This is a genomic window from Rhizobium sp. SVR5-9E, assembly GCF_056755095.1.
Genome location: NZ_JBNDHS010000027.1, coordinates 19396 through 42192 on the forward strand (window position 1 = coordinate 19396; position 22797 = coordinate 42192).

The window sequence follows — 22797 nt, forward strand, 5'->3', positions numbered from 1 at the left end:
GGCAGCGGCAATCCTTGCCCTTGCGTCGTGTGACAATCTCGCTAAAAGTGCCCGCGACACCGGGCTTTGCGGGTAAGCCGCCGCCCATATGCAACGGACCCATCATCATGGCACCTTACAAAGACGTGAAGAAAGTCGTGCTCGCCTATTCGGGTGGCCTCGACACCTCGATCATCCTGAAGTGGCTTCAGACTGAGCTCGGCGCCGAAGTCGTGACCTTCACGGCTGACCTCGGCCAGGGCGAAGAGCTCGAGCCTGCGCGCAAGAAAGCCGAAATGCTCGGCATCAAGGAGATCTATATCGAGGACGTCCGCGAAGAGTTCGTGAAGGACTTCGTCTTCCCGATGTTCCGCGCCAATGCCGTCTATGAGGGCGTCTACTTGCTCGGCACCTCGATCGCGCGTCCGCTGATCTCCAAGCATCTGATCGACATCGCCCGCAAGACCGGCGCCGACGCGATTGCCCACGGCGCGACCGGCAAGGGCAACGACCAGGTTCGCTTCGAGCTTTCCGCTTACGCGCTGAACCCGGACATCAAGATCATCGCTCCGTGGCGCGACTGGTCGTTCAAGAGCCGTACCGACCTGCTCGAATTCGCCGAGAAGCATCAGATCCCGGTCGCCAAGGACAAGAAGGGTGAAGCGCCGTTCTCCGTCGATGCCAACCTGCTGCACTCCTCCTCCGAGGGTAAGGTGCTGGAAGACCCGGCGCAGGAGGCTCCCGAATACGTGCATATGCGGACCATCTCGCCGGAAGCCGCGCCTGACAAGGCAACCGTGATCAAGGTCGGTTTCGAAAAGGGTGACGCGGTTTCGATCAACGGCGTCCGCATGAGCCCGGCGACGCTGCTGGCGGCGCTCAACAATTACGGCCGCGACAACGGCATCGGCCGTCTCGACCTCGTCGAGAACCGCTATGTCGGCATGAAGTCGCGCGGCGTCTATGAAACGCCCGGCGGCACGATCCTGCTTGCCGCGCACCGCGCAATCGAGTCCATCACGCTCGACCGCGGCGCAGCCCATCTGAAGGATGAGCTGATGCCGAAATATGCCGAGCTCATCTATTACGGCTTCTGGTTCTCGCCGGAGCGCGAAATGCTGCAGGCCCTCATCGACAAGAGCCAGGAGCATGTCGAGGGCGAAGTAACGCTGAAGCTCTATAAGGGCAATGTCATGGTCACCGGCCGCGAGAGCCCCAAGTCGCTCTATTCGGACAAGCTGGTCACCTTCGAGGACGACCAGGGCGCCTACGACCAGAAGGACGCCGCCGGCTTCATCAAGCTCAATGCGCTGCGCCTGCGCACGCTCGGCAAGCGCAACCTCAAGAGCTGACTGCGCCCACCTGCTTGACAAAGAGGCCCGCCGGTTTGCGCCGTGCGGGCCTTTTCTTTTGGTTGCAGTGACGCTTGACGGATTGCAGGGCTAGCATAGTCTACGGCCATCGTCCCTCGGAGCCTCTCATGACGCAATCGCTTCTTCTCGGCGCCTTTCTGGCAGCGCTCTTTTACGTGCTCATCCCGGGTCCGGCTTTCCTGCAGCTACTTGGCATCGGTGCCGGGCAGGGGCGCAAGGCCGGTGCATTCTTCATGATGGGCCATCTGGTCGGCGATATTCTCTGGTCGGCGCTCGCCTTGATCGCAATCGTCGGCGCGAGGACGATTGGCACCTTCGTCTTCGATCTGCTCGGGCTGCTTTGTGGCTTCTATCTCGCCTGGATCGGCCGGAGCGCCGTCACGGCAAAACCCAAGGGCGACGGGCAGGCTCTGGTAAAGGTGGAGCGGCCTTTCCGCCGCGGGCTGGTCTTCGGCGTGACCAATCCGAAAGGCTATCCAGTGGCACTTGCGACTTTCACGGCGTTGGTTGCCGGTTCGGCCGGGGCGCTCGACTTCGAGGCTTTGCCGTTGCTGCTCAGCGTCTCTTTCGTGGGTTTCGTAACCGCCGACATCATCCTAATTGCGATCATCGGCGCAGGCGCCGTGCGCCGCTTCTACCGCGCGCATGAACGGCTGATCGTCCGCTGCTCCGGTGTTCTCTTTATGGGATTTGCTGTTCAGGCGCTATGGCATGCAACGCCCGGCCTGCTTGGATGGCGACGGGCCTAGAGTATCCCGCACTCTGGCGGACTCGTCTAAGTGCAGAACAGACGCTCTAGGAGAGCGTCCTTTATGCGTCCATTCTGACACGCGGTGCTCTAGGCATCGCTTAGGAAATCGACAACGGACTGCATCGTCCTTGCCGCCGCCGGATCGCCGATCGATGTCTCGATCTCCAGCTGATTCCGGAAATAATCGAGAAAATCGAAGCTCGTCCCATCCGTGACGTGCGACAGATCGATGAGATTGCCGCGGGCATCGATGGCATGCATCGGCAGCGGTTCGGAGAGCGCGGCAAAGGTGTCCTGGTTGATGACACCGCTATCGAAGCTCCGGCGGGCAAAGTTGCGTAATTCGCCAGGAGTGATCGATGCGAAGTTCGGTCCGCCGGCAGCTTCTTCTATCTGGAATGGCGCGGAATGGCCGGAGGCTGGCGCAACTGCAAAATCAGCGGTCTTCGAGTTTTTCGCATTATTGGCATTATTCTTATAGAGCAAATTCTGAGAAGACCGCAGAGAAAAGATTTCCATGCGAATGCCCTTTGTTACTATGGCGCAAAAACTATCGCCATGGTTGCGGGGGCGTCAATCGTGGACACACGCCAAAATATCGTCTGCCGGCGTTCATCCCCAACTTACCGCGACGCAACATGCGCCGGTAGTCGCGACGCGCCATACCAATCGGCCAGGCCTTTGCCTATATAGGCAGGCGCAACAGTTTCAGAGGATCTGCGATGCCTTCCACACCAGAGTTCAACCCGGCGCTCGTCAACTGGAATGGGCTTCATGGCCTGCCGCGCTTCGACGCGCTGAACGACGGCGACTTTGCCGCGGCCTTCGATGCCGCCCTCGGATCCCATGACAAGGAGATCGATGCGATCGCCGGGAATCCGGAAGAGCCGACATTCGACAATACGATCGTCGCGCTGGAAGTCGCAGGTGACGAGCTTTCGCGCATTTCCGCACTGTTCTGGAATCGCGCCGGTGCGCACACCAACGATACGATCCAGGCGCTGGAACGCGATATCTCGCCGAAGATGTCGCGCCACTATTCCAAGATCGGGATGAACGCCCCGCTCTTTGGGCGCATCGATACGCTTTGGGAGAAGCGGGAGAGCCTCGGGCTGAGCCTCGAGCAGACGCGCGTGCTGGAGCGGCGCTGGAAGAGTTTCGTGAAATCGGGTGCCAAGCTGCCGAAGGCCGAGCAGGAGAAGCTCGCTGCCATCGACGAGAAGCTTGCGGCTCTCAGCACGCAGTTCGGCCAGAACGTGCTGGCCGACGAGAAGAGCTGGGCACTGGTCCTCTCCGAAGGGCCGGAACTCGAGGGCATTCCGGACTTTCTGAAGGACGCCATGGCGGCGACGGCGCGCGAAAGAGGCGAAGAGGGGAAATTTGCGGTCACCCTGTCGCGCTCGATCATCGAGCCGTTCCTGACCTTTTCCGGGCGGCGCGATCTGCGCGAGCAGGCCTTCAAGGCTTGGGTCGCTCGCGGCGAGAACGGGGGCGAGACGGATAACCGCGACATCATCCGCGAGATGCTGGCCCTTCGCGGCGAGGTGGCGCAACTCCTCGGTTATGGCAATTTCGCAGAACTGAAGCTCGACAATACGATGGCGAAGACACCGGCCGCGGTGAGTGGTCTGCTGCGTTCGGTCTGGGCAAGGGCCGTCATCCGGGCACATCAGGAGGAGGACGACATCGCCGCGCAGATCGCCGAAGAAGGCAAAAACCACGAAGTCATGCCCTGGGACTGGCGCCACTATGCCGAGAAGATTCGCGCACAGCGTTTCAATTTCTCCGAAACGGAGCTGAAGCCCTACCTGCAGCTCGAAAAGATCATCGAGGCCTGCTTCGATGTCGCCGGCCGTCTTTTCGGCATTCGCGCCGTCGAGAAGAAAGGCGTTGCCGCCTATCATCCGGATGTGCGTGTTTTCGAAATTCGCGATCGTGAAGACAAGTTGATTGCGCTTTTCATGGGCGACTATTTCGCCCGTAGTTCCAAGCGCTCCGGTGCCTGGATGAGCGCTTTCCAGTCGCAGCACAAGCTCATGATGAAGAATGGGCAAAAGGGCGAACTGCCGATCATCTACAACGTCTGCAACTTCGCAAAACCCGCAGAGGGCAAGCCGGCTCTGCTTTCGCTGGACGATGCCCGAACGCTTTTCCATGAATTCGGCCATGCGCTGCATGGCATGCTGTCCAACGTGACCTATCCGTCGGTGTCGGGCACGAGCGTCTCGCGCGACTTCGTCGAACTGCCGTCGCAACTCTACGAGCACTGGCTGACGGTGCCGGCAATCCTCAAGCAATATGCCGTGCATTTCGAAACCGGCGAACCCATGCCCCAGGAGCTGCTTGGCAAGGTGCTTGCGGCGCGCACCTTCAACGCCGGGTTCAACACCGTCGAGTTCACGTCGTCCGCCATCGTCGATATGGAATTCCATACGCGCGATACGGTGGAAGACCCGATGGCGCTGCAAAAGCAGGTGCTTGCCGAACTCGGGATGCCGAAGTCTCTGGTGATGCGCCACGCCTCGCCGCACTTCCAGCACATCTTCTCCGGCGGTTATTCGGCCGGATATTACTCCTACATGTGGTCGGAGGTGCTCGATGCGGACGCATTCGCCGCTTTCGAGGAAACCGGCGACGCATTCAGCAGCGGGATGGCGCAGAAGCTCAAGGACAACATCTATTCCGTCGGCGGCTCGATCGATCCGGAAGATACGTACAAGGCCTTCCGCGGCAAGCTGCCGAGCCCGGATGCGATGCTCGTCAAGAAAGGACTTGCGACATTCGAAGAACTATCCGGCAGCGATGCTTGATAGAGCATGTATCGCGCATTTTAGATGCGCAACGGCTAAAGTATTGACGGGCGGCAACGTTGTCACATGACTGTCATTAAACCTTAATAAGCAACCGGCATCGATTTCAACCGATGCCGGTTTTTTCATGACTCCACAACCTTCAGAGCTCTCTGCCGCCGTTTCGACGGCCGGCGTCGAGTTGCACTATGGGGCTACGCCTGTTCTGAAGGGCATCGACATTTCGCTCTCCAGGGGCAAGACGCTTGCGCTCCTAGGCCCGTCCGGCTGCGGAAAGACAACCTTGCTGAGGCTCGTCGCCGGGCTGCTCGCGCCGACGAAGGGCTCCGTCTCCATCGCCGGCCGTATCGTCGCGGATGCAGCAAGTGGGGCTTTCTCGCCGCCTGAAAAGCGCAATCTCGGGATGGTCTTCCAGGACTATGCGCTCTGGCCGCATCTGACGGTGGACGGGAACGTCTCCTTCCCCCTCGAAATGCGCGGTATCGGCAAGGCAGAACGGCAGGAGCGGACGATGCGTGCGCTAGAGCGCGTGGGCCTCGCTGCCCTTGCCGATCGGCGGCCGAGCGATCTTTCCGGCGGCCAGCAGCAGCGCGTGGCGATTGCCCGGGCCATCGTCGCCGAGCCGCAGCTCATCCTCTTCGACGAGCCGCTGTCCAATCTCGACCGGGAACTGCGCGAGAACATGGTCGGCGAACTCGCCGAACTGATCGCCACACTCGGCCTGACGGCAATCTACGTTACCCATGATCATAGCGAAGCGCTGACGCTGGCCGATGATGTCGCCGTCATGCGCGGCGGCTTAATCGAGCAGCTGGCATCGCCGGATGTGCTGATCGAGAAGCCCGCTACGCCTGAGGTCGCCGACTTCCTGCGCCTCGGGGGTGTAGCCGAGCTCGAATATCGCGATGGACATTGGTTCTTCAAAGGAAGCGGCGTTGCGCTGCTGCGCGGTGCGGATGGCGTCGATTGCTCGGTGCGCGTCCTCATTCCTACTGCGTCGATCACAACAAGTGAGATTTTGCCGGGAACGCTTGCCGCGACGGTGCTGCGCTCGCAGTTCCGCGGCGACGGGCATCTTGCGACCGTCTCCCTGGTTGGCGCGGAAGCCATCGAATTGCAGGTTTTAAGCCGCGCCAAGCTGCGACCCGGCGAAGGTATCGGTCTGTCGATCGATCCAGGCCAGATCCGCTGGTTCGGCACTCAAGTTTATTTGTCCAAAAAGGAGAAATTGGAGCATGTTTAAGTCGTTGAAGAGCATCACTTTTGGCGTTGTTGCCGCCGCCCTGATGGCCGGCGTCGCCCATGCCGATGTCACCGTTTATACCGCTGGCCCGCAGAGCCTGATCGACAAGCTGTCTGCCGGCTTCACCAAGCAGACCGGCGTCAAGGTCAACGTCTTCCAGGCAACGACCGGCAAGGTCATGGCCCGCATTGAAGCCGAAGCCGCAAACCCGGTCGTTGACGTCGTGATCTCGGCTTCCTGGGATACGGCCAACGACTTCGCCAAGCGCGGCTGGCTGGTCAACTATACGAGCCCGAATGCCACCAAGGTTCCGGACTTCCTGAAGTCCGAAGGCGCCGTTGCCCAGGGCATCTCGGCTCTCGGCATCGTCTGGAACTCCAAGAGCGGCACGCCGAAGCCGGCCGAATGGGCTGACCTGACGAAACCGGAATACAAGGACCTCGTCAACATCCCGGATCCGGCCCAGTCCGGCTCGTCCTTCGAACTGACCGCGGCTCTCGCCGGCCAGGATGACTGGAAGCTCTTCAAGGACCTGCAGGCTAACGGCGCAATCATCGCCGGCGCAAACGCCGATGCCCTGAACCCGGTTCTGCAGGGTGCAAAGGCGGTCGTCTTCGGTGCTGTCGACTACATCGCTCTGGCCGCCCAGAAGAAGGGCGAGAACATCGAAGTCGTGTTCCCCAAGTCCGGCACGGTCATCGCGCCGCGTCCGGCCATGATCATGAACTGGTCCAAGAACCAGGACGACGCCAAGAAGTTCATCGACTACATGCTGTCTGACGAAGGCCAGAAGCTGGTTGCCGGTGAAATGCTGATGCCGTCCCGCACGGACGTCGCCGCCAGCCGCCCGCTGATCAGCGACCTCACGCTCCTGAAGTACGATACGGCTGCTGTCTACGGCAAGCGCAAGGAAACGCTGAAGGCCTTCGCCGATCTCTACGGCGCCAAGTAAGGCCAGGCAGATGAGAGGAAACGGCATAGCATCGGCCCGAAAATCGGAATCGATTTTCGGTAAGCACGATGCTTAGATTCAGGAAATTAGAGCGTCCTTTGCGCGTCCGAATGGACGCGCGGCGCTCTAACGGCACGGCTCCGGCCGCCTGGCTGGCAACAGCGGGTCTTGTTCTCGTCGTCGCCGTTCCCTTCGTCGCGGTGATGCTGCAAGGCATCTTCCCCGAACTCGGACAGGGCTCCTTCGCGAGCCCTTTCTCTTCACTTTATGCAACGCTCGCCGACAGTTCGCTCATCCGTATGGGCGGCAACACCATCCTGCTCGGCGGCTGCGTGGTGCTCGCCTCGGCGCTGGTCGCGGTACCGCTCGGCGTGTTTCGCGCCCTTTATAGAATCCCGTTTGCGCCTCTCTGGGACGTGCTGCTGCTCGTGCCCTTCATGATCCCGCCCTATATTGCGACACTCGGCTGGATCATGACCCTGCAGCCGCGCGGTTACCTGCAGCAGCTCGTTGGCTTCAATCTCGCGCCCTTCCTCTTTTCGCTGTTCGGCATGACGCTGGTCATGGCCTTCAACACGTTCCCGGTCGTCTATTTCGCGGTGTCGCGCACGGTCGAAGCCGTGGGCGCGCGTTACGCCGATGTCGGCCGCGTCTTCGGTGCGAGCCCGGCGCGCGCCTTCAGGCGCATCACGCTGCCGCTTTCGGCTCCGGGTCTCACGGCAAGCCTGATGCTGGTCTTTGCCGCTGCGATCGAGGAATACGGCACGCCGGCCGCGCTTGGCCGCCGTGCCGGCTTCCAGGTGCTGGTCACCGGCATCGACCTGCGCGTCACCGACTGGCCGATCGACCTGCCGGGGGCGGCGATCCTGTCCCTCGTGCTGGTCGCCATGTCGCTGGTGACTTTCCTGCTGCAGCGCTGGATCCTGTCGCGCCGCTCCTATCAGACGGTCGGCGGCAAGCCGACGGCAAAGGACAAGCGGCCGCTCGGCGCGCTGAAGATCCCCGTCATGGTCGCTTTTGCGGTCGTTGCCTTCCTGGCGACCGGCGTGCCGCTGCTGGCGATCCTTGCGACCGCCCTGGCGCGGACGATCTCCGGCGGGCTTGCCTTCGACAATGTCAGCCCCAACAACTTCATCGCGGTGTTCAGCAACAGCGCCGGCGCGGTAACGGCGCTCATCAACAGCTTCTCGCTCGGCATCGGCACGGCGCTGATCACCGGCCTGATCGGTGTCACGGCTGCCTATACGGTGGTCAAGACGAAGATCTCCGGCCGTATGGCCATCGACATCATGACCATCCTGCCGAACGCGCTGCCGGGCATCGTCGTGGCTGTCGGGCTGATCCTCGCCTGGAACATGCCGTGGTTGCCGGCGACGCCCTACAACACGGCCTTTATCCTGCTGCTTGCCTATTGCTGCATCCTGCTGCCGCAGCCGGTGCGCTACACGACGGCGGCCTTCCAACAGATCGGCGACAATCTGGAGGCTGCCGCCCGCGTCTGCGGCGCCAGCGGTGTCACGGCCTTCCGGCGCATTCTCCTGCCGCTAGTCTTTCCGAGCCTTGCCTCCTCCATGTTGCTGGTCTTCGCGCTCGCCTCGCGCGAACTCGTCGCTTCGGTCGTCGTCGCTCCGGTCGGCATGCAGACGATCGCCACCTTCATCTGGCGCCAGTTCGAGCAGGGATCGATCGGGCTCGGCATGGCCATGGCCTTCATCGCCATCTGCATCACCACGCTGCTGCCGCTTCTTCTTCTCACCCTTCTGCGCCGTAGCGGACTGGTGGCGGAATGACCGGCAGCGCAGCATCCCGGCAGCGGCGCCCAAGGCCATCACTTAACAAAACTGTCGTTGAAGTTTCGAAAAACCGTCATGCCGCCTTCAAGAGGATGACATCACGGCGGCCATAGGTTCGGCGCGTGAGGCTCGCTCCCGTTCTCGCAAGCCGGACACATCTTGGCATGAAATTGACTGAAACGACCCGTCGACGCTTTCTTGCATCCATGGGAGCGGTGTGGGGGGATTTGCGGCGGCAGGGTTGGCTATGCCCTACTATGCGCGTGGTTCCTCAAGTCGTCCTATGTTCACGTCTGGCGTCCAGTCCGGCGATATTGGTGCCCGCTCCGGCATGATTTGGACGCAGGTGGACCGACCCGCGCGTCTCTACATCGAGTACTCGACGAGCAACAGGTTCGCCAATGCCGTGCGGGTGACGCCCATCGACGTCACACCGCAAACTGGCCTTGCTGGAAAGCTGCTGCTTCAAGATCTCCCGCCCGATCAGGAGATTTTCTATCGCTTCCAAGCGGCGGACCTACAGGACGTCAACGATCTTTCGGAGCCCATCCTGGGCCAGTTTCGCACCGCGCCCTCGCAGAAGCGCAGCATTCGCTTCGCATGGTCGGGCGATACGGCGGGCCAGGGTTGGGGCATCGATGACGAAGGCATGCGAACCTATGCGACGATCGCCTATCACCGTCCGGATTTCATGGTCCACTCGGGCGACACGATCTATGCCGACAACCCGATCCCTGACGAGATCAAGCTGCGGGATGGAGGTCTTTGGAAAAACAGGATCGTCACGGAGGCGAAGCGGGAGATCGCCCAGACGCTCGACCAGTTTCGCGGGCAATGGGCCTATAACCTGCTCGATGATCATGTAAAGGAGCTGAATGCGGCCTGTCCCGTCTTTTATCAATGGGACGACCATGAAGTCCTGAACAACTGGTCGCCATCGACCAACCTTCGCGATGACAATCGCTATACGGAAAAGTCCATTTCGACGCTGGCAGCACGCGCAAGCCGCGCCTTCCACGAGATGACGCCGATCCGCTATGTCGCCGAAGAGCCTGGCCGCATCTACCGCAAGGTGTCCTATGGCCCTCTGCTTGACCTCTTCTTCGTGGATTTGCGCTCCTATCGAGGACCGAACAGTCACGACGTTGATCCCGCCGTTTCCGACGGTTCGCGTCTGCTGGGAGAGCGTCAGGTGGCATGGCTGAAGCGGGAGCTGGTTCGCTCGACGGCAACCTGGAAGGTGATTGCCTGCGACCTGCCGATCGGGTTGGTGATCTGGGACGACTACGGCCATCGGCGTGGAAGCGAGTCGATCTCGAACGGCGAGAATGGCGCGCCGCTCGGTCGAGAGTTGGAGTTTGCCGATTTGCTGCGGTTCATCCGCGATGCCGGCCTATCCAACATCGTTTGGCTCACAGCCGACGTGCACTACGCCGCGGCCCACTACTACGATCCCGGCAAGGCGAAGTTCAAGGAGTTCCTGCCATTCTGGGAGTTTGTGGCTGGGCCGCTCCATTCGGGAACCTACGGCCCGCAGCAACTGGACATGACGTTTGGGCCGGAGGTGAGATTCATGAAGGCAGCGCCTGGCGGTGCAGAGCAGAATCTTCCGCCATCGGCCGGCATGCAATTCTTCGGCTTGGTCGATATCGATGGGCAGACCGAGCAACTGACGGTACGGCTGATGGACCGGAACGATACCGAGCTGTGGCGGACGGTTATCGACCCGCAATATCTGAGCTAGGCTTGCGCATGGCACCTATCCGTTGCCCCCCCTTTCGCAAACGCGAAAAACCCTGTATGAGCGCGCCAAACGTAATTGGCGCATTCTCCCAACGTAGCGCCTTAGCCTCAGAGATCTAAACATATGGCACTTCGCAACATCGCGATCATCGCGCACGTTGACCATGGCAAGACCACCCTGGTGGATGAGCTTCTGAAACAATCCGGTTCGTTCCGCGAGAACCAGCGCGTTGCAGAACGCGTCATGGACTCCAATGACCTGGAAAAGGAACGCGGCATCACCATTCTCGCCAAGGCGACCTCGGTCGAGTGGAAGGGTGTCCGCATCAACATCGTCGACACCCCCGGCCACGCCGATTTCGGTGGCGAAGTTGAGCGTATCCTCTCGATGGTGGACGGCGCGATCGTTCTCGTCGATGCTTCCGAAGGCCCGATGCCGCAGACGAAGTTCGTCGTCGGCAAGGCGCTGAAGGTCGGTCTTCGCCCGATTGTCGCGATCAACAAGATCGACCGTCCGGACGGCCGCCACGAGGAAGTCATCAACGAAGTCTTCGACCTCTTCGCAAACCTCGATGCGACCGACGAGCAGCTTGACTTCCCGATCCTCTACGGTTCGGGCCGCGATGGCTGGATGAACGTCAACCCGGAAGGCCCGAAGGACCAGGGTCTCGCACCACTTCTCGACCTCGTGCTCGAGCATGTTCCGGAGCCGACGGTCCACGAGGGCCCGTTCACGATGATCGGCACGATCCTCGAAGCCAACCCCTTCCTCGGCCGCATCATCACCGGCCGCATCAATTCCGGCTCGATCAAGCCGAACCAGGCCGTCAAGGTTCTGCATGCCGACGGCAAGACCATCGAAACCGGCCGTATCTCCAAGATCCTCGCCTTCCGCGGCATCGAGCGTCAGCCGATCGAAGAAGCGCATCAGGGCGACATCGTCGCGATTGCCGGCCTCTCCAAAGGCACGGTCGCCGATACCTTCTGCGACCCCGCCGTGACTCAGCCGCTGCAGGCGCAGCCAATCGATCCGCCGACCGTCACCATGTCCTTCATCGTCAACGACAGCCCCTATGCAGGCACCGAAGGCGACAAGGTCACGTCACGCGTCATTCGCGACCGCCTGTTCAAGGAAGCGGAAGGCAACGTCGCGCTGAAGATCGAAGAATCCTCCGAGAAGGATTCGTTCTTCGTCTCCGGCCGCGGCGAATTGCAGCTTGCCGTTCTGATCGAAACGATGCGCCGTGAGGGCTTCGAACTGGCCGTGTCGCGTCCGCGCGTCGTCATGCACAAGGATGAAGCGACCGGCGACATGATGGAGCCGATCGAGGAAGTCGTCATCGACGTCGATGAAGAGCATTCCGGCATCGTCGTCCAGAAGATGTCGGAGCGTAAGGCCGAAATGGTCGAGCTGCGTCCGTCCGGCGGCAACCGCATCCGTCTGAAGTTCTTCGCGCCGACACGCGGCCTGATCGGTTACCAGTCGGAACTGCTGACGGACACGCGCGGCACCGCCGTGATGAACCGCCTTTTCCATGACTACCAGCCGTACAAGGGTGAAATCGGCGGCCGCGTCAACGGCGTGCTGCTGTCCAACGACAATGGCGAAGCCGTTGCCTACGCCCTGTTCAACCTGGAAGACCGCGGCCCGATGATCATCGACGCCGGCGAGAAGGTCTATGCGGGCATGATCATCGGCATCCATAGCCGCGACAACGACCTCGAGGTCAACGTGCTGAAGGGCAAGAAGCTGACGAACATCCGCGCCGCCGGCAAGGACGAAGCCGTCAAGCTGACGCCGCCGATCCGCATGACGCTCGACCGCGCGCTCTCCTGGATACAGGACGACGAATTGGTCGAAGTGACGCCGAAATCGATCCGTCTGCGCAAGATGTACCTGGACCCGAACGAGCGCAAGCGTTTCGAAAAGGCCAAGTACGCTTAAGCAACTGAAGTCTTTCAGCCTTTAATGACCCCGGCCATCGCGCCGGGGTTTTTTATTTGTGCGCTTCACCGAATCTTGCTTGTCGCAATAGTTAAAAAAGCGTTAAATTTTGCTCCATCGTCCACATGTTAAGTCTGTGGGCAACCGGCCGAAACGCATGATCGCGTATGGTTAATTGCCCGCTGGAAGACCAGAGTAAGCGTTATGAAGACGTTGTCGATCGATGTCCGGCGGGCAGAACCGCACGATGCGCGCGCCATATCAGAGGTGCATCGCCTCGCCTGGCAGCATACCTATGCCGGGATCATTCCGCATCGCGCGTTGACACAGATGATCGAACGCCGCGGCGAGAACTGGTGGCGCAAGGCGACGCGTGGACCGGCAACACTGCTTGTTCTCGACGTTGCTGGCACGGTCGCCGGCTATGCCACGCTCGGCCTTAACCGGGCGCGCGCATTGCCGCAGGAAGGCGAGATCTACGAACTCTATCTTCGTCCGGAGTATCAGGGGATTGGTCTTGGCCGAATGTTGTTCGGCGAGGCACGGCGGCTTCTGAAATCGCTCGGCTGCAAAGGTCTCGTCGTCTGGTGCCTGGAGGAAAACGAGAATGCCAGCCAGTTCTATCGCGGCCATGGCGGTATCGACTTCTGTGAAGGCATCGAAAACTTCGATCACAGGCAGCTGAAGAAAATCGGCTTCATCTGGAACTGAGAAGCGCAGGCGCCGGCCTTTTAAAAACGCCATTCAAAAACAACGTAACGCCTTGAAGTGGTTGGGCAAACGCCTTGCCCGTTTCTCAACGTTGCAGAATGCATCCTACAGAAGACGGACGCCTCGTGTTGCGCTGCGGAATGAAACAGACTATTTGGCTGCGAACCGTTCACTTTGTTGGAGTTTCGAATGCGCATAGACGCTGTTTCAATCGGCAAGAATCCACCTGAGGACGTTAACGTCATCGTTGAGGTCCCGGTCGGCGGTCACCCCATCAAGTACGAGATGGACAAGGAAGCCGGCACGCTGGTTGTTGACCGCTTCCTCTATACGCCGATGACCTATCCCGGCAATTACGGCTTCGTGCCGCACACGCTCTCGGAAGACGGCGATCCGATCGACGTGCTGATCGCCAGCACGCGCCCGCTGGTCCCGGGCTGCGTCATCAATGTCCGCCCGATCGGCGTTCTGAAGATGGAAGACAATTCCGGCAAGGACGAGAAGATCATCGCTGTCCCTTCGCCGAAGCTGACGCTGCGCTACGAGAAGGTGAAGGACTATACCGACCTTCCGGAAATCACGCTGAAGCAGATCGAGCACTTCTTCGCGCACTACAAGGACCTGGAACCCGGCAAATGGGTGAAGATCTTCGGCTGGGGCGATTCGAAGGAAGCAGGCCAGCTGATCCTCGAGGCCGTCGAGCGCGCCAAGAAGGCGAATTAAGCCGATTACGGCTTGAGAAGAATTTCGAGCCTTTCGACCAAATCCTCCGGGTCACCTTCGATCCGGAGGATTTTTTTGCGCGCTGTATCGCCTGATATCAGTTCGATCGAGGATTTCGGAATGCCGAGCGCTTTGGAGAGAAGCGCGATCAGCGCCTTGTTGGCTTTTCCCTTTTCGGGGACTGCCGTGACGCGGGCCTTCAGATGACTCGCGCCGTCTCCCTCGGTCTCGATACCATCGATCGCATCGCGCCCGCCGTTCGGCGTGAGCCGTATGGTGAGGCGGACGTGGTCATCGAAAATCTTCCAGGCGGAGGTCACGCCACCAGCGGGAAAATCGTGTTCCACATGAAGGAGCGCAGGAAGAAGATGATCAGCAGCAGGATGATTGGCGAGATGTCTATGCCGCCCAGATTGGGCAGCAAACGGCGGATCGGCCGGAGCAGCGGTTCGGTGACATTGTAGAGGAACATGCCGACCGAATTGACGAACTGATTGCTGGAGTTGATGACGTTGAAGGCGTAAAGCCACGAGAAAATGGCGCTAGCAATCAGCACCCAAGTGTAAAGATTCAAAGCCAAATCAATGGTTTGAAAGAGGGCAATCATCGTCGTCTCCAGTTCGTTGCTGACAGACATGTAGCCATTGGCGGCTAAACGGGCAAGTGCCGCGTAAAAACGGGTGGTGAATCGCGTTTTTACGCGTGCCAGAGGCTCGTCGAACGCATCGTTCAGCAGCAGAGAAGGGTGACGGCAGGATCTTGTTCGTTGGGGATCAAAAGGGGAGCGAGCGGGGGTGCGCTTAAGCGGGGAGCGCAGCCATTGAGCTCGGTGCGGTCTTTGCCGTCTTGCCTTCGAAGACGATATCGAGAAATTCGTTGAGCCATGCCTTGAGTGGCGCGTCGAAAAGCATGCGCCCTTCGAGATGCTCACGCCCCTGCTGCGCATTGGGCAGGATGAAGCGATGGGCGCCATGGACGACCCAGCGATGCATCATTACGCGAGTGAGCTCCGCATGGAACTGCAGCGCCCAGGCATTGCGGTTGTAGCGAAAGGCCTGGTTGGGATAGGTATCACCTTCCGCGAGCAGGTCAGCGCCGTGCGGCAGATCGAAGCCTTCACGATGGAAGTGATAGACCATCTTCGGCCAGTGCATCAGCAGCCGGCCCTTTTCGGTCGGTCGCAGCGGATACCAGCCGATCTCGGTCGAGCCGTCGGTATTTGGCTGAACCTTGCCGCCGAGATGGCGTACGAGCATCTGTGCTCCAAGGCAGATACCGAGCAGCGGCCGGTTCTCTTTGAGCGGAATGTCCATCCAGTTGATCTCTGTCTTGACGAAATCGTCCGGATCGTTTGCGCTCATTGGTCCGCCGAACACCACCGCTCCGGCATGGCCTTCGAGCGTGGTCGGCAGCTTGTCGCCCAGAGCAGGGCGGCGCATGTCAAGGCGATAACCCTTCTCGACTAGGAGCTGACCGACGCGACCGGGGCTGGAGTGCTCCTGGTGCAGAACGATCAGGACCGGGCGTTTGTCGCGGCTGAGCGGGCGGTCAATCGGCGTCATCTTGCTGTACCACCGCATGGGTCACGCGGGCGGCGGCCTCCTGACGCTTCTGGATGCGCTCGCGGGAGGAGACGCCGAGCAGGTCGGCGATCCGCCAGATGACGTGGTCCTCCATCTCGCTGCGCTCGCCATCGGCATAGACGATATCCCAAAGGATGCCGATGAGTTCCAGCCGCTGCTCGGTGTTGAGATGGCGCTTTAGATCCGATGTGAAGTGATAGTAGTCAACAGCGGTGCTTTCCGCTTCCTGCGCGGCTGCGATCACCCCGTCCAGCTGCTTTCCGTCGAGACGATATTGCTCCTTCAGCAGTTTGCGCAGCCGCTTCTTTTCGCTGTCTTTGATTTTGCCGTCAGCTTCCATCACCTGCATGCAGAGAGCGGCAACGGCGATGCGCGGATCGTCAGGATCGAAACCCTTCTTGGGATTGTCGGCAGTGATGTTGTGGAGGAATGCCTGAAAACGTTCGAACATGCGGATTTTCGTTCCATTCAGAAAAGGCGAAGCCGTGTCTTGGGTTCCGCGCTTGTATTGTGAACGCCAGGATCATCCGGCATTCCATAATAGGGTTGTGGTTCTGGCTGCTCATGAACCACAGCCGCGTTGGCCGGCTTCGGCGCGGAAGCCGGTGCCGGGCGCGCTGCCTCGGCAATCGTTGCGGCGCGCTCCAGCTCGATGATTCGATGGTCGTTAGCCGCGCTTTCCGACCGTGTCCCGCGCACGGGCGGCAGGGTTTTCAGCGCGGTATCGATGGAGACGGTGGAGCCTTCCTCGACCGGTCCTTCGAGTTGGCCAAAGGGCGCCTTCCACTCGAAGGCGTCGAGACGGCCGGTGACGGGTGAGACAGGAAGCCATTTATCCGAAACGAAACCGTCGGCGACCCAAGCCGGATCGCGAGGAGCCTTCAGCGCTTGGGCCAGCCAATGGCGGACGCGACCCTGGTCGCCGGTGTCGGCTTCTTCGATATCGGCAAGCAGCAGGAAGGCTGCTTCCCGCGGCTGCATGCGGGCAGCGGCTTCGGCCTTGGCCCGCGCCTTGGTGAAGTCCCTCGCATCGAGCGCCGCCTGCGCCACGACGAGGAGCGATTCGACGTTGTTTGGGCGCAAGGCCTCCAGCCGCTCAGCGCGTTTCAGGCGATCAACCGTGGAATCGCCGCTTCGGGCGAGAACATAGGCCTGGCCGACCTCGGGATGCGGTTCTGCCCTCCATGCCTGCTCGAGGACCGTGGCAGCCTTGCGCACTTTGTCTTCGCGAAAAAGCGCCTTGGCGGCAATAATGGCCGCCGGCCGGAAATCCGGGACGAGTTTCAGTGCGTATGTCGCGTCGTCGCGTGCGCCGGCAGGGTCGCTTTCCAGCTTGTCGTCGGCGCGAGCCGTGAGCAGGACCCCTCGCAGGCGGTCCGCCTCCTGCTTTTCGATGACACGGGCGGCTTTCTGACGGTCGAGAAGGCGAATGGCATCGTCCCAGTGGCCGGCCTGGCTGCGATACTCCAGCGTCGCCTGAGCTGCCCAGGGCAGATAGGGCGCGGTGTCGGCCGCCTTTTCGGCATATTGGCGCGCGGCCTCGTTGGCGCCGAGGCGTTTAGCTTCGAGATAAAGCCCGCGAAGGCCGAGTTCACGCGTTTCCGGATCGTTGGCCATGGCCTCGAATTTGGCGCGCGCCTCGTCATGCCGTCCCTCGATCAAGGCGGCCTGTGCTTCGAGGAGGTTGATCAGCGGTTCCTGATCGGCCCGGATGAGCCCTCGGGATCTGGCTGCCATCTTGCGCGCCAGCAGGGCGTTGCCGGCGCCGGCAGCAATAAGACCAGTCGACAGCGCCTGATAGCCGCGGTCCCGCTTGCGGGCGCGAAAATAGCGGGTGACGGAATGGGGCGAGGTCCAAATCGTGCGGATCAGCCACCAAGCGACCATGACGACCGCAAGCAGCGCTATGAGGCCGCTTGCCGCGACGATCAGCTTTGTTTGATAGAGCTGACCTTCCCACACCAGCGACAGATCGCCGGGGCGGTCTGCAAGCCAGGAGAAGCCATAGCCGAGAACGAGAACGAGGACGGCGAAGACGACGAGACGGATCATCGGTCAGCCCTCCTTGCCAGTGCCGGAGATGGCATTGGAGAGCGTGCCCGCGACAAGTTCCTCGACGCGGATGCGAGCCTCCAGCGACTGCTTGAAGGCGGCAGAAGCCTGCTTTGCGTTCGCGGGCAAATTGTTCCACTCGTTGGAGGCACCCGGGAGGTCGCCATTCTTCACCTTATCTTCCATGCGGGCGGCGACTGCCTCAACGCTGTCGCCTTCGATGTTTCCGACAGGGCGCACCGTGACCAGCGACTTGGCGCTCGCCATCAGCCGGTCGGACCAGCTCTGGTTCGGATCCTGCTGGTCGACGGAATGGACGATGGCGGTCGCAACATCGGGAATTTGGCGGATCAGCTCGGCGCGGGAGGGTACGCCGGTTTCGGCAAAGTTGCGGAGATCGGCGACGGCAGGATCGTCTGGAGAAACGCCGGCGAAAGTGTCGAGCTCGGCCATGAACGGACCGCCGCGGTCGATTGCCGCCTTGAGCGCAGCTGCCGCAATGGCCTTGGCGACGGCGACATCCTGACGCGGCTCGTTCAGCTTCTTCTCGGCTTCCTCCAGGCGCTTGGCGATATCGGCGTCGCTCGACGCCTCTTGTTGGGAGGATTGCGACAGCGAAGCTTGCAACTGCTCCATCTGAGAGGTCAAATCCGCGACCTTCTGGTTCAGTGCGTCCACCGCTGCGGTATCCGCCGGCGCGGCCGTAGCGGGCGTCTTCGCCGCCGTTTCGAGGGTAGAGATGCGATCCTCAAGCGCGGCATTAGCCGTATCAGGGGCTGCAGCGAGACTGGCGACGGACTGCTTCAGGCCGTCGATCTCAGCAGCAAGGTCGGCTGTTTCCGCCGATGTCTCCTGCGGCGGCGCCGAGGGGAGGTAGCCTGCATATTGGATCACGCCAGCGCCGAGCAAGGCAACAAGGCCACCGAATATGCCGGCGGCGATCAAGCCCGAGGTCGTTCCGCCACGCTGTGGCTGCGGGACCGGTTCGGACTCAGCTCGGGTCTCGGGCTGTGCGGGCTCTTCGGAAGTCGAGAGAGACTCGTCGGCGTCCCTTAACTGCTGCTCTTCGTTCGTGACAACAGGTTCGGCCTGATTGGCTGCTATGTCCCCGGGACCAGCAGCTTCCGCCTCAGTTGCGGGCTCTTCGAGCTTCTCGGTATCAGGTGCTTTGGCAATTTTCTGCGCCTCCAAATCGATCGTCACCGGCTCGTCGGTATTCTTCGAATGGCGTGGCGGCTTTCCCGATACCATGAGGATCCTCATTTTCCTGCATTGCAACGAAACTAGTCAGTGATGCCAGTGAAGAAAAGAGGCCACCTCAAATTTGGTGGGCTAACCCTTCAAAGAAGCGAGAGAAGGCTGGTTTCGTCAGGCGATGCTGCAATGCGAAGTTTCTTACCGAGCGCAGCCGGAATGGCCGTCGCAACTGATTTGCTGAGACATAAGATGAGGGCATCGTCAATCCAGGCAGATTCCGATTGGATTTCAGCGAGATGGAAAAAGCTCTCCGCGGTCTGACGAGAATAGAGAAGTATAGCCTGCGGAGGCGGCGTCAGTGCCGTTCGCAGAGTGTCCGGATCGGGTGCTGCGGGCTGCATTCGATAGCATTCGATGACGTCGAGCTTCAGATCAAGTGCGCGTGACCTGAGTTCAAATGTCTCCGCGCGCGGCCACCCGGCAAGATAGGTGACTGTCTCCTGCGTTTGACGTGCGATCAGTTCGGCCAGTTGCGCCCCGTCACCGGATGAAGCGGCGACCGAATTGAAGCCGATGGCTTCAGCTTCCTTCGCACTGGCGCCCCCGACCGCAAACAGAGGCCGCAGGAGATGGGGTTTGATATCTTCACCCGACAAAGAGAGCACGCGAACAGCCTCGGCGCTCGTGATCGCAATCGGGCCGTTACTCCTCGCCAGCCCGTCTATTGCGGCCCTGCTATCATGCACCGGCCGCGAGAGCGGCAACAGCACCGGCTCGTGCCCCATGTCGCGCAAGCTGTTGGCGGTTCGTTCCCCCGAAGGCAGTGGACGGGTGACGAGCACGCGCATCGTGCATCAGCTCCAGTCGTCGAAGAAGCTGCTACCGGCGCGCGCCCGGATGTCCTGACCGGCGCGCGTTCCAAGCGCTGCGGCATCGCGCCGGTGTCCGTCGATGGTAACCGAATGCTGGTTGCGGCCGTCCGGCGTGATGATCAGGCCGGAGAATTTGATCAGATCGCCTTCGCAGATCGCGTAGCCGCCGATTGGCGTGCGGCAGGAGCCATCGAGTGCGGCAAGGAAAGCGCGCTCGCAGGATACGGCATCGAAGGTTGTCGGGTCGTTGATCGGGACAATCAGATCGTCGGTTCTTTGGTCGCCGATGCGGCTTTCGATGCAGATTGCGCCCTGCGCGGGCGCGGGCGGGAAAGTGTCGGGGTCGAGGATGTCGGTGATCACGCTGACCTTGCCGAGACGCTTCAGCCCCGCGAGCGCCAGCAGCGTTGCATCGACCTGGCCTTCATCCAGCTTGCGCAGGCGGGTTTCGACGGCGCCCCGGAAGACCACGACCTTGATATCCGGGCGGATGCGGCGGATCAAGGCCTGCCGGCGGAGCGAGGCCGATCCGACGGTTGCGCCATGCGGCAGCTCTATCAGTTTCGGCGCCGTGCGGCCGATCACTGCATCGCGAATGTCTTCGCGCGGCAGAAACGCGGAAAGATAGAGTCCTTCCGGTAGCACTGTCGGCATGTCCTTGGCGGAGTGGACGGCGAGGTCGAGGTCGCCGCTGGCGAGCTTTTCTTCCAGTTCCTGCGTAAAGAGACCCTTACCGCCGATTGCGGCGAGCGAGCGGTCGGTGATGCGATCGCCTGTCGTCGTTAGCACGACGATTTCGAACATTTCCTCCGGCAGGCCGTGCGCTGCCATCAGCCGGTCGCGCGCTTCGTGGGCCTGGGCTAGCGCCAGCGGGCTGCCTCGCGTGCCGATCCGGAAAGGTTTTGTTTGCATCCGCTTTGATCCGTTGTTACCGGAAGGTCTCGTAACCGGGTTTATCAACCATCGCAATCAACGATAGGCTTCATGGCTCCCTTTCTCCGCATCCTCGGCATCGAAACAAGCTGCGACGAGACCGCCGCGGCTGTTGTCGAGCGCGATGCCGACGGGCGCTCGAACGTGCTCTCCGACGTCGTTCTGAGCCAGCTCGACGAGCATAGCGCCTATGGCGGCGTCGTACCAGAGATCGCCGCACGCGCCCATGTCGAGGCGCTCGACACACTGATCGACGAAGCTTTGCAGCGAGCCAATCTGTCGCTCTCCGACGTCGATGCGATCGCCGCAACCTCCGGGCCGGGGCTGATCGGCGGGCTGCTGGTGGGGCTGATGACCGGCAAGGCGATCGCCAAGGCCGCCGGCAAGCCACTCTATGCCGTGAACCATCTCGAAGGCCATGCGCTAACGGCGCGGCTGACGGACGGGCTCGCCTTTCCCTATCTGATGCTGCTCGTGTCCGGCGGGCATACGCAGCTCATCCTCGTTCGCGGCATCGGTCAATATGAGCGCTGGGGAACGACGATCGACGATGCGCTTGGCGAGGCCTTCGACAAGACCGCGAAGCTGCTGGGGCTGCCCTATCCAGGCGGGCCGCAGGTGGAAGAGGCGGCAAAGGACGGTGATCCGGACCGCTTCGACTTCCCGCGGCCGCTGGTCGGAGAAGCACGCCTCGATTTCTCCTTTTCGGGGTTGAAGACGGCGGTAAGGCAGGCAGCGACGGATATCGCGCCGCTAACCGACAAGGATGTCGCCGATATCTGCGCCTCGTTCCAGAAGGCGATTTCGCGGACATTGAAAGATCGCATCAGCCGTGGATTGCAGCGGTTCAAAGCGGAGTTCCCGCATCTGAACGAGAAGCCGGCTTTGGTCGTCGCGGGAGGCGTTGCGGCCAATCTGGAAGTGCGTGGTACGCTGCAGGCGCTTTGCGACAAACACGGCTTTCGCTTCGTCGCGCCGCCGCTGAGATTGTGCACCGACAATGCTGTCATGATCGCCTGGGCAGGGCTGGAGCGCATGGCCACGGGCGTTGCGCCGGATGACCTCGATGTGCAGCCACGCTCGCGCTGGCCGCTGGATTCGAATGCGGAAGCGCTGATCAACTACGGTAAGCGAGGAGCAAAGGCATGAGCGAGCGAATTGCTGTCGTTGGCGCCGGTGCGTTCGGAACGGCGCTTGCAGCCGTTATTACCCTCACCGGCCGCAGTCAGGTCACGCTCGTCGGCCGCGATCCTTCGCTGATCGCCGACCTGAAGGAGGAACGCATCCATGATGCCGTTCTCCCCGGGATTGTGCTGCCGGAAGCGCTTGCGTTTTCGGCAGAGCCTGACGCGATCGGTGGCGCAGATATCGTGCTATTCGCCATGCCGTCGCAGGCGCAGGCGGATGCGGCCCGGCAATATGGCCCCTATCTTGCCAAGGATGCGATCGTCGTTACCTGCGCCAAGGGCATCGAGCGGGCGACCGGCAACTTGCTGACCGATATGCTCGAACGCGAGTTGCCGCAGCATCACATTGCGGTGTTGTCCGGGCCGGGCTTTGCGGCCGATATTGCGAAGGGGCTGCCGACCGCGATGGCAATTGCGGCGTCGGATATGGTTGTCGCCGACCGGCTGGCGCAAGCGATTTCAGGCCGGACTTTCCGGCTTTACGCATCGGTCGACCGCATCGGAGTGCAGCTCGGCGGCGCCCTGAAAAACGTTCTGGCGATTGCCTGCGGCATTGTTGAAGGCTGCGGCATCGGCGATTCAGCGCGTGCGGCCCTGATTGCGCGCGGACTGGCGGAGATGTCGCGCCTCGTGGTCGCCAAGGGCGGGCAGGCGGATACGGTGCGCGGGCTTTCCGGGCTGGGCGACCTGGTGTTGACGGCAACGAGCCATCAGTCGCGCAACCTGCGCTTCGGTATTGCGCTCGGACACGGCGAAAAGGCCGACCCCTCGCATGGCGATCTGGTGGAAGGCGCATTTGCCGCGGCCGTCGCCTCGCGGTTGGCGCGTGAAGTTGGTGTCGAAATGCCGATCACCGACGCCGTCTCGGCCATTATCGACGGCAAGCTTGGGATTGCAGAGGCCATCGAACAATTGATGACACGTCCGATTACGACCGAATAGGAGACAGA

Annotated in this window: 20 protein-coding genes and 1 pseudogene; 12 read left to right on the forward strand and 9 right to left on the reverse strand. The window is 61.2% G+C overall.

The features are described 5' to 3' along the window. The first annotated feature begins 107 nt into the window (after positions 1-107). Entirely contained in the window at positions 108-1331 is a 1224-nt protein-coding gene (locus ACPYOJ_RS14760; RefSeq protein WP_481416918.1) for an argininosuccinate synthase, read from the forward strand. Positions 1332-1459: 128 nt separating this feature from the next. Continuing rightward, the gene (locus ACPYOJ_RS14765) at positions 1460-2101 is read left to right on the forward strand and encodes a LysE family translocator (protein ID WP_481416919.1); all 642 of its coding nucleotides are present in this window, start codon (positions 1460-1462) and stop codon (positions 2099-2101) included. Between the two features lie 89 nt (positions 2102-2190). Here ACPYOJ_RS14765 and ACPYOJ_RS14770 read toward each other — a convergent pair whose 3' ends face one another. After that, positions 2191-2622, reverse strand: coding sequence for a hypothetical protein (locus ACPYOJ_RS14770; RefSeq protein ID WP_481416920.1), 432 nt, complete (start codon positions 2620-2622; stop codon positions 2191-2193). A gap of 203 nt (positions 2623-2825) precedes the next feature. Here ACPYOJ_RS14770 and ACPYOJ_RS14775 point away from each other — a divergent pair, with 203 nt between their 5' ends. The 8 genes and pseudogenes from ACPYOJ_RS14775 to ppa all read left to right on the forward strand — a co-directional run bounded on the left by ACPYOJ_RS14775 (position 2826) and on the right by ppa (position 14023). Next, a complete protein-coding gene (locus ACPYOJ_RS14775) occupies positions 2826-4913 on the forward strand; it encodes a M3 family metallopeptidase (protein ID WP_481416921.1) in 2088 nt (695 codons plus the stop codon). 127 nt (positions 4914-5040) lie between these two features. Further along, positions 5041-6156 (forward strand): ABC transporter ATP-binding protein, encoded by a 1116-nt coding sequence (locus ACPYOJ_RS14780; RefSeq protein ID WP_481416922.1) that lies wholly within the window; start codon positions 5041-5043, stop codon positions 6154-6156. Next, positions 6149-7108, forward strand: coding sequence for an ABC transporter substrate-binding protein (locus tag ACPYOJ_RS14785; protein ID WP_481416923.1), 960 nt, complete (start codon positions 6149-6151; stop codon positions 7106-7108). The genes ACPYOJ_RS14780 and ACPYOJ_RS14785 overlap by 8 nt, the downstream gene beginning before the upstream one ends. 110 nt (positions 7109-7218) lie before the next feature. Further along, positions 7219-8898, forward strand: a complete 1680-nt coding sequence (locus ACPYOJ_RS14790) for an ABC transporter permease (protein ID WP_481416953.1) — start codon at positions 7219-7221, stop codon at positions 8896-8898. Between the two features lie 167 nt (positions 8899-9065). Continuing rightward, positions 9066-10645: pseudogene (locus ACPYOJ_RS14795) on the forward strand (alkaline phosphatase D family protein). A gap of 123 nt (positions 10646-10768) precedes the next feature. After that, entirely contained in the window at positions 10769-12589 is a 1821-nt protein-coding gene (typA, locus tag ACPYOJ_RS14800) for a translational GTPase TypA (protein WP_168831670.1), read from the forward strand. A gap of 204 nt (positions 12590-12793) precedes the next feature. After that, positions 12794-13300 (forward strand): GNAT family N-acetyltransferase, encoded by a 507-nt coding sequence (locus tag ACPYOJ_RS14805; RefSeq protein WP_168831669.1) that lies wholly within the window; start codon positions 12794-12796, stop codon positions 13298-13300. Positions 13301-13489: 189 nt separating this feature from the next. Further along, positions 13490-14023, forward strand: a complete 534-nt coding sequence (gene ppa, locus ACPYOJ_RS14810; RefSeq protein WP_481416924.1) for an inorganic diphosphatase — start codon at positions 13490-13492, stop codon at positions 14021-14023. A gap of 5 nt (positions 14024-14028) precedes the next feature. Here ppa and ACPYOJ_RS14815 read toward each other — a convergent pair whose 3' ends face one another. The 8 genes from ACPYOJ_RS14815 to hemC form a co-directional block, all read right to left on the reverse strand. Beyond that, positions 14029-14343 (reverse strand): DUF167 domain-containing protein, encoded by a 315-nt coding sequence (locus ACPYOJ_RS14815; RefSeq protein ID WP_481416925.1) that lies wholly within the window; start codon positions 14341-14343, stop codon positions 14029-14031. After that, positions 14340-14630 (reverse strand): YggT family protein, encoded by a 291-nt coding sequence (locus tag ACPYOJ_RS14820; protein ID WP_168831917.1) that lies wholly within the window; start codon positions 14628-14630, stop codon positions 14340-14342. The genes ACPYOJ_RS14815 and ACPYOJ_RS14820 overlap by 4 nt, the downstream gene beginning before the upstream one ends. 193 nt (positions 14631-14823) lie before the next feature. Further along, positions 14824-15585 carry a glutamine amidotransferase gene (locus tag ACPYOJ_RS14825; RefSeq protein WP_481416926.1) on the reverse strand — a complete coding sequence of 254 codons (762 nt, stop codon included), beginning with the start codon at positions 15583-15585 and terminating at the stop codon, positions 14824-14826. Beyond that, positions 15572-16057, reverse strand: coding sequence for a tellurite resistance TerB family protein (locus ACPYOJ_RS14830; protein WP_481416927.1), 486 nt, complete (start codon positions 16055-16057; stop codon positions 15572-15574). Before ACPYOJ_RS14830 ends, ACPYOJ_RS14825 begins: the two co-directional genes overlap by 14 nt. Positions 16058-16074: 17 nt before the next feature. Further along, on the reverse strand, positions 16075-17658 hold the full coding sequence (locus tag ACPYOJ_RS14835) for a heme biosynthesis HemY N-terminal domain-containing protein (protein WP_481416928.1): 1584 nt from the start codon (positions 17656-17658) through the stop codon (positions 16075-16077). A gap of 3 nt (positions 17659-17661) precedes the next feature. Beyond that, positions 17662-18909, reverse strand: a complete 1248-nt coding sequence (locus ACPYOJ_RS14840) for a COG4223 family protein (protein WP_481416929.1) — start codon at positions 18907-18909, stop codon at positions 17662-17664. 89 nt (positions 18910-18998) lie between these two features. Further along, positions 18999-19703, reverse strand: coding sequence for a uroporphyrinogen-III synthase (locus tag ACPYOJ_RS14845; protein ID WP_481416930.1), 705 nt, complete (start codon positions 19701-19703; stop codon positions 18999-19001). A 6-nt stretch (positions 19704-19709) separates the two neighbouring features. Further along, positions 19710-20639: a hydroxymethylbilane synthase gene (gene hemC, locus ACPYOJ_RS14850; protein WP_481416931.1), complete on the reverse strand. Its 930-nt coding sequence runs from the start codon at positions 20637-20639 to the stop codon at positions 19710-19712. 72 nt (positions 20640-20711) lie between these two features. Here hemC and tsaD point away from each other — a divergent pair, with 72 nt between their 5' ends. After that, positions 20712-21809 (forward strand): tRNA (adenosine(37)-N6)-threonylcarbamoyltransferase complex transferase subunit TsaD, encoded by a 1098-nt coding sequence (tsaD, locus tag ACPYOJ_RS14855; protein WP_481416932.1) that lies wholly within the window; start codon positions 20712-20714, stop codon positions 21807-21809. Beyond that, on the forward strand, positions 21806-22789 hold the full coding sequence (locus ACPYOJ_RS14860) for an NAD(P)H-dependent glycerol-3-phosphate dehydrogenase (RefSeq protein ID WP_481416933.1): 984 nt from the start codon (positions 21806-21808) through the stop codon (positions 22787-22789). Before tsaD ends, ACPYOJ_RS14860 begins: the two co-directional genes overlap by 4 nt. Positions 22790-22797: the final 8 nt, after the last annotated feature.

Bases quoted from the DNA above. Each gene is read 5' to 3' on its own strand.
- ACPYOJ_RS14760 (WP_481416918.1), top strand. From the start codon at position 108: ATGGCACCTTACAAAGACGTGAAGAAAGTCGTGCTCGCCTATTCGGGT.
- ACPYOJ_RS14765 (WP_481416919.1), top strand. From the start codon at position 1,460: ATGACGCAATCGCTTCTTCTCGGCGCCTTTCTGGCAGCGCTCTTTTAC.
- ACPYOJ_RS14770 (WP_481416920.1), bottom strand. From the start codon at position 2,622: ATGGAAATCTTTTCTCTGCGGTCTTCTCAGAATTTGCTCTATAAGAAT.
- ACPYOJ_RS14775 (WP_481416921.1), top strand. From the start codon at position 2,826: ATGCCTTCCACACCAGAGTTCAACCCGGCGCTCGTCAACTGGAATGGG.
- ACPYOJ_RS14780 (WP_481416922.1), top strand. From the start codon at position 5,041: ATGACTCCACAACCTTCAGAGCTCTCTGCCGCCGTTTCGACGGCCGGC.
- ACPYOJ_RS14785 (WP_481416923.1), top strand. From the start codon at position 6,149: ATGTTTAAGTCGTTGAAGAGCATCACTTTTGGCGTTGTTGCCGCCGCC.
- ACPYOJ_RS14790 (WP_481416953.1), top strand. From the start codon at position 7,219: ATGGACGCGCGGCGCTCTAACGGCACGGCTCCGGCCGCCTGGCTGGCA.
- typA (WP_168831670.1), top strand. From the start codon at position 10,769: ATGGCACTTCGCAACATCGCGATCATCGCGCACGTTGACCATGGCAAG.
- ACPYOJ_RS14805 (WP_168831669.1), top strand. From the start codon at position 12,794: ATGAAGACGTTGTCGATCGATGTCCGGCGGGCAGAACCGCACGATGCG.
- ppa (WP_481416924.1), top strand. From the start codon at position 13,490: ATGCGCATAGACGCTGTTTCAATCGGCAAGAATCCACCTGAGGACGTT.
- ACPYOJ_RS14820 (WP_168831917.1), bottom strand. From the start codon at position 14,630: ATGATTGCCCTCTTTCAAACCATTGATTTGGCTTTGAATCTTTACACT.
- ACPYOJ_RS14825 (WP_481416926.1), bottom strand. From the start codon at position 15,585: ATGACGCCGATTGACCGCCCGCTCAGCCGCGACAAACGCCCGGTCCTG.
- ACPYOJ_RS14830 (WP_481416927.1), bottom strand. From the start codon at position 16,057: ATGTTCGAACGTTTTCAGGCATTCCTCCACAACATCACTGCCGACAAT.
- ACPYOJ_RS14835 (WP_481416928.1), bottom strand. From the start codon at position 17,658: ATGATCCGTCTCGTCGTCTTCGCCGTCCTCGTTCTCGTTCTCGGCTAT.
- ACPYOJ_RS14840 (WP_481416929.1), bottom strand. From the start codon at position 18,909: ATGGTATCGGGAAAGCCGCCACGCCATTCGAAGAATACCGACGAGCCG.
- ACPYOJ_RS14845 (WP_481416930.1), bottom strand. From the start codon at position 19,703: ATGCGCGTGCTCGTCACCCGTCCACTGCCTTCGGGGGAACGAACCGCC.
- hemC (WP_481416931.1), bottom strand. From the start codon at position 20,639: ATGCAAACAAAACCTTTCCGGATCGGCACGCGAGGCAGCCCGCTGGCG.
- tsaD (WP_481416932.1), top strand. From the start codon at position 20,712: ATGGCTCCCTTTCTCCGCATCCTCGGCATCGAAACAAGCTGCGACGAG.
- ACPYOJ_RS14860 (WP_481416933.1), top strand. From the start codon at position 21,806: ATGAGCGAGCGAATTGCTGTCGTTGGCGCCGGTGCGTTCGGAACGGCG.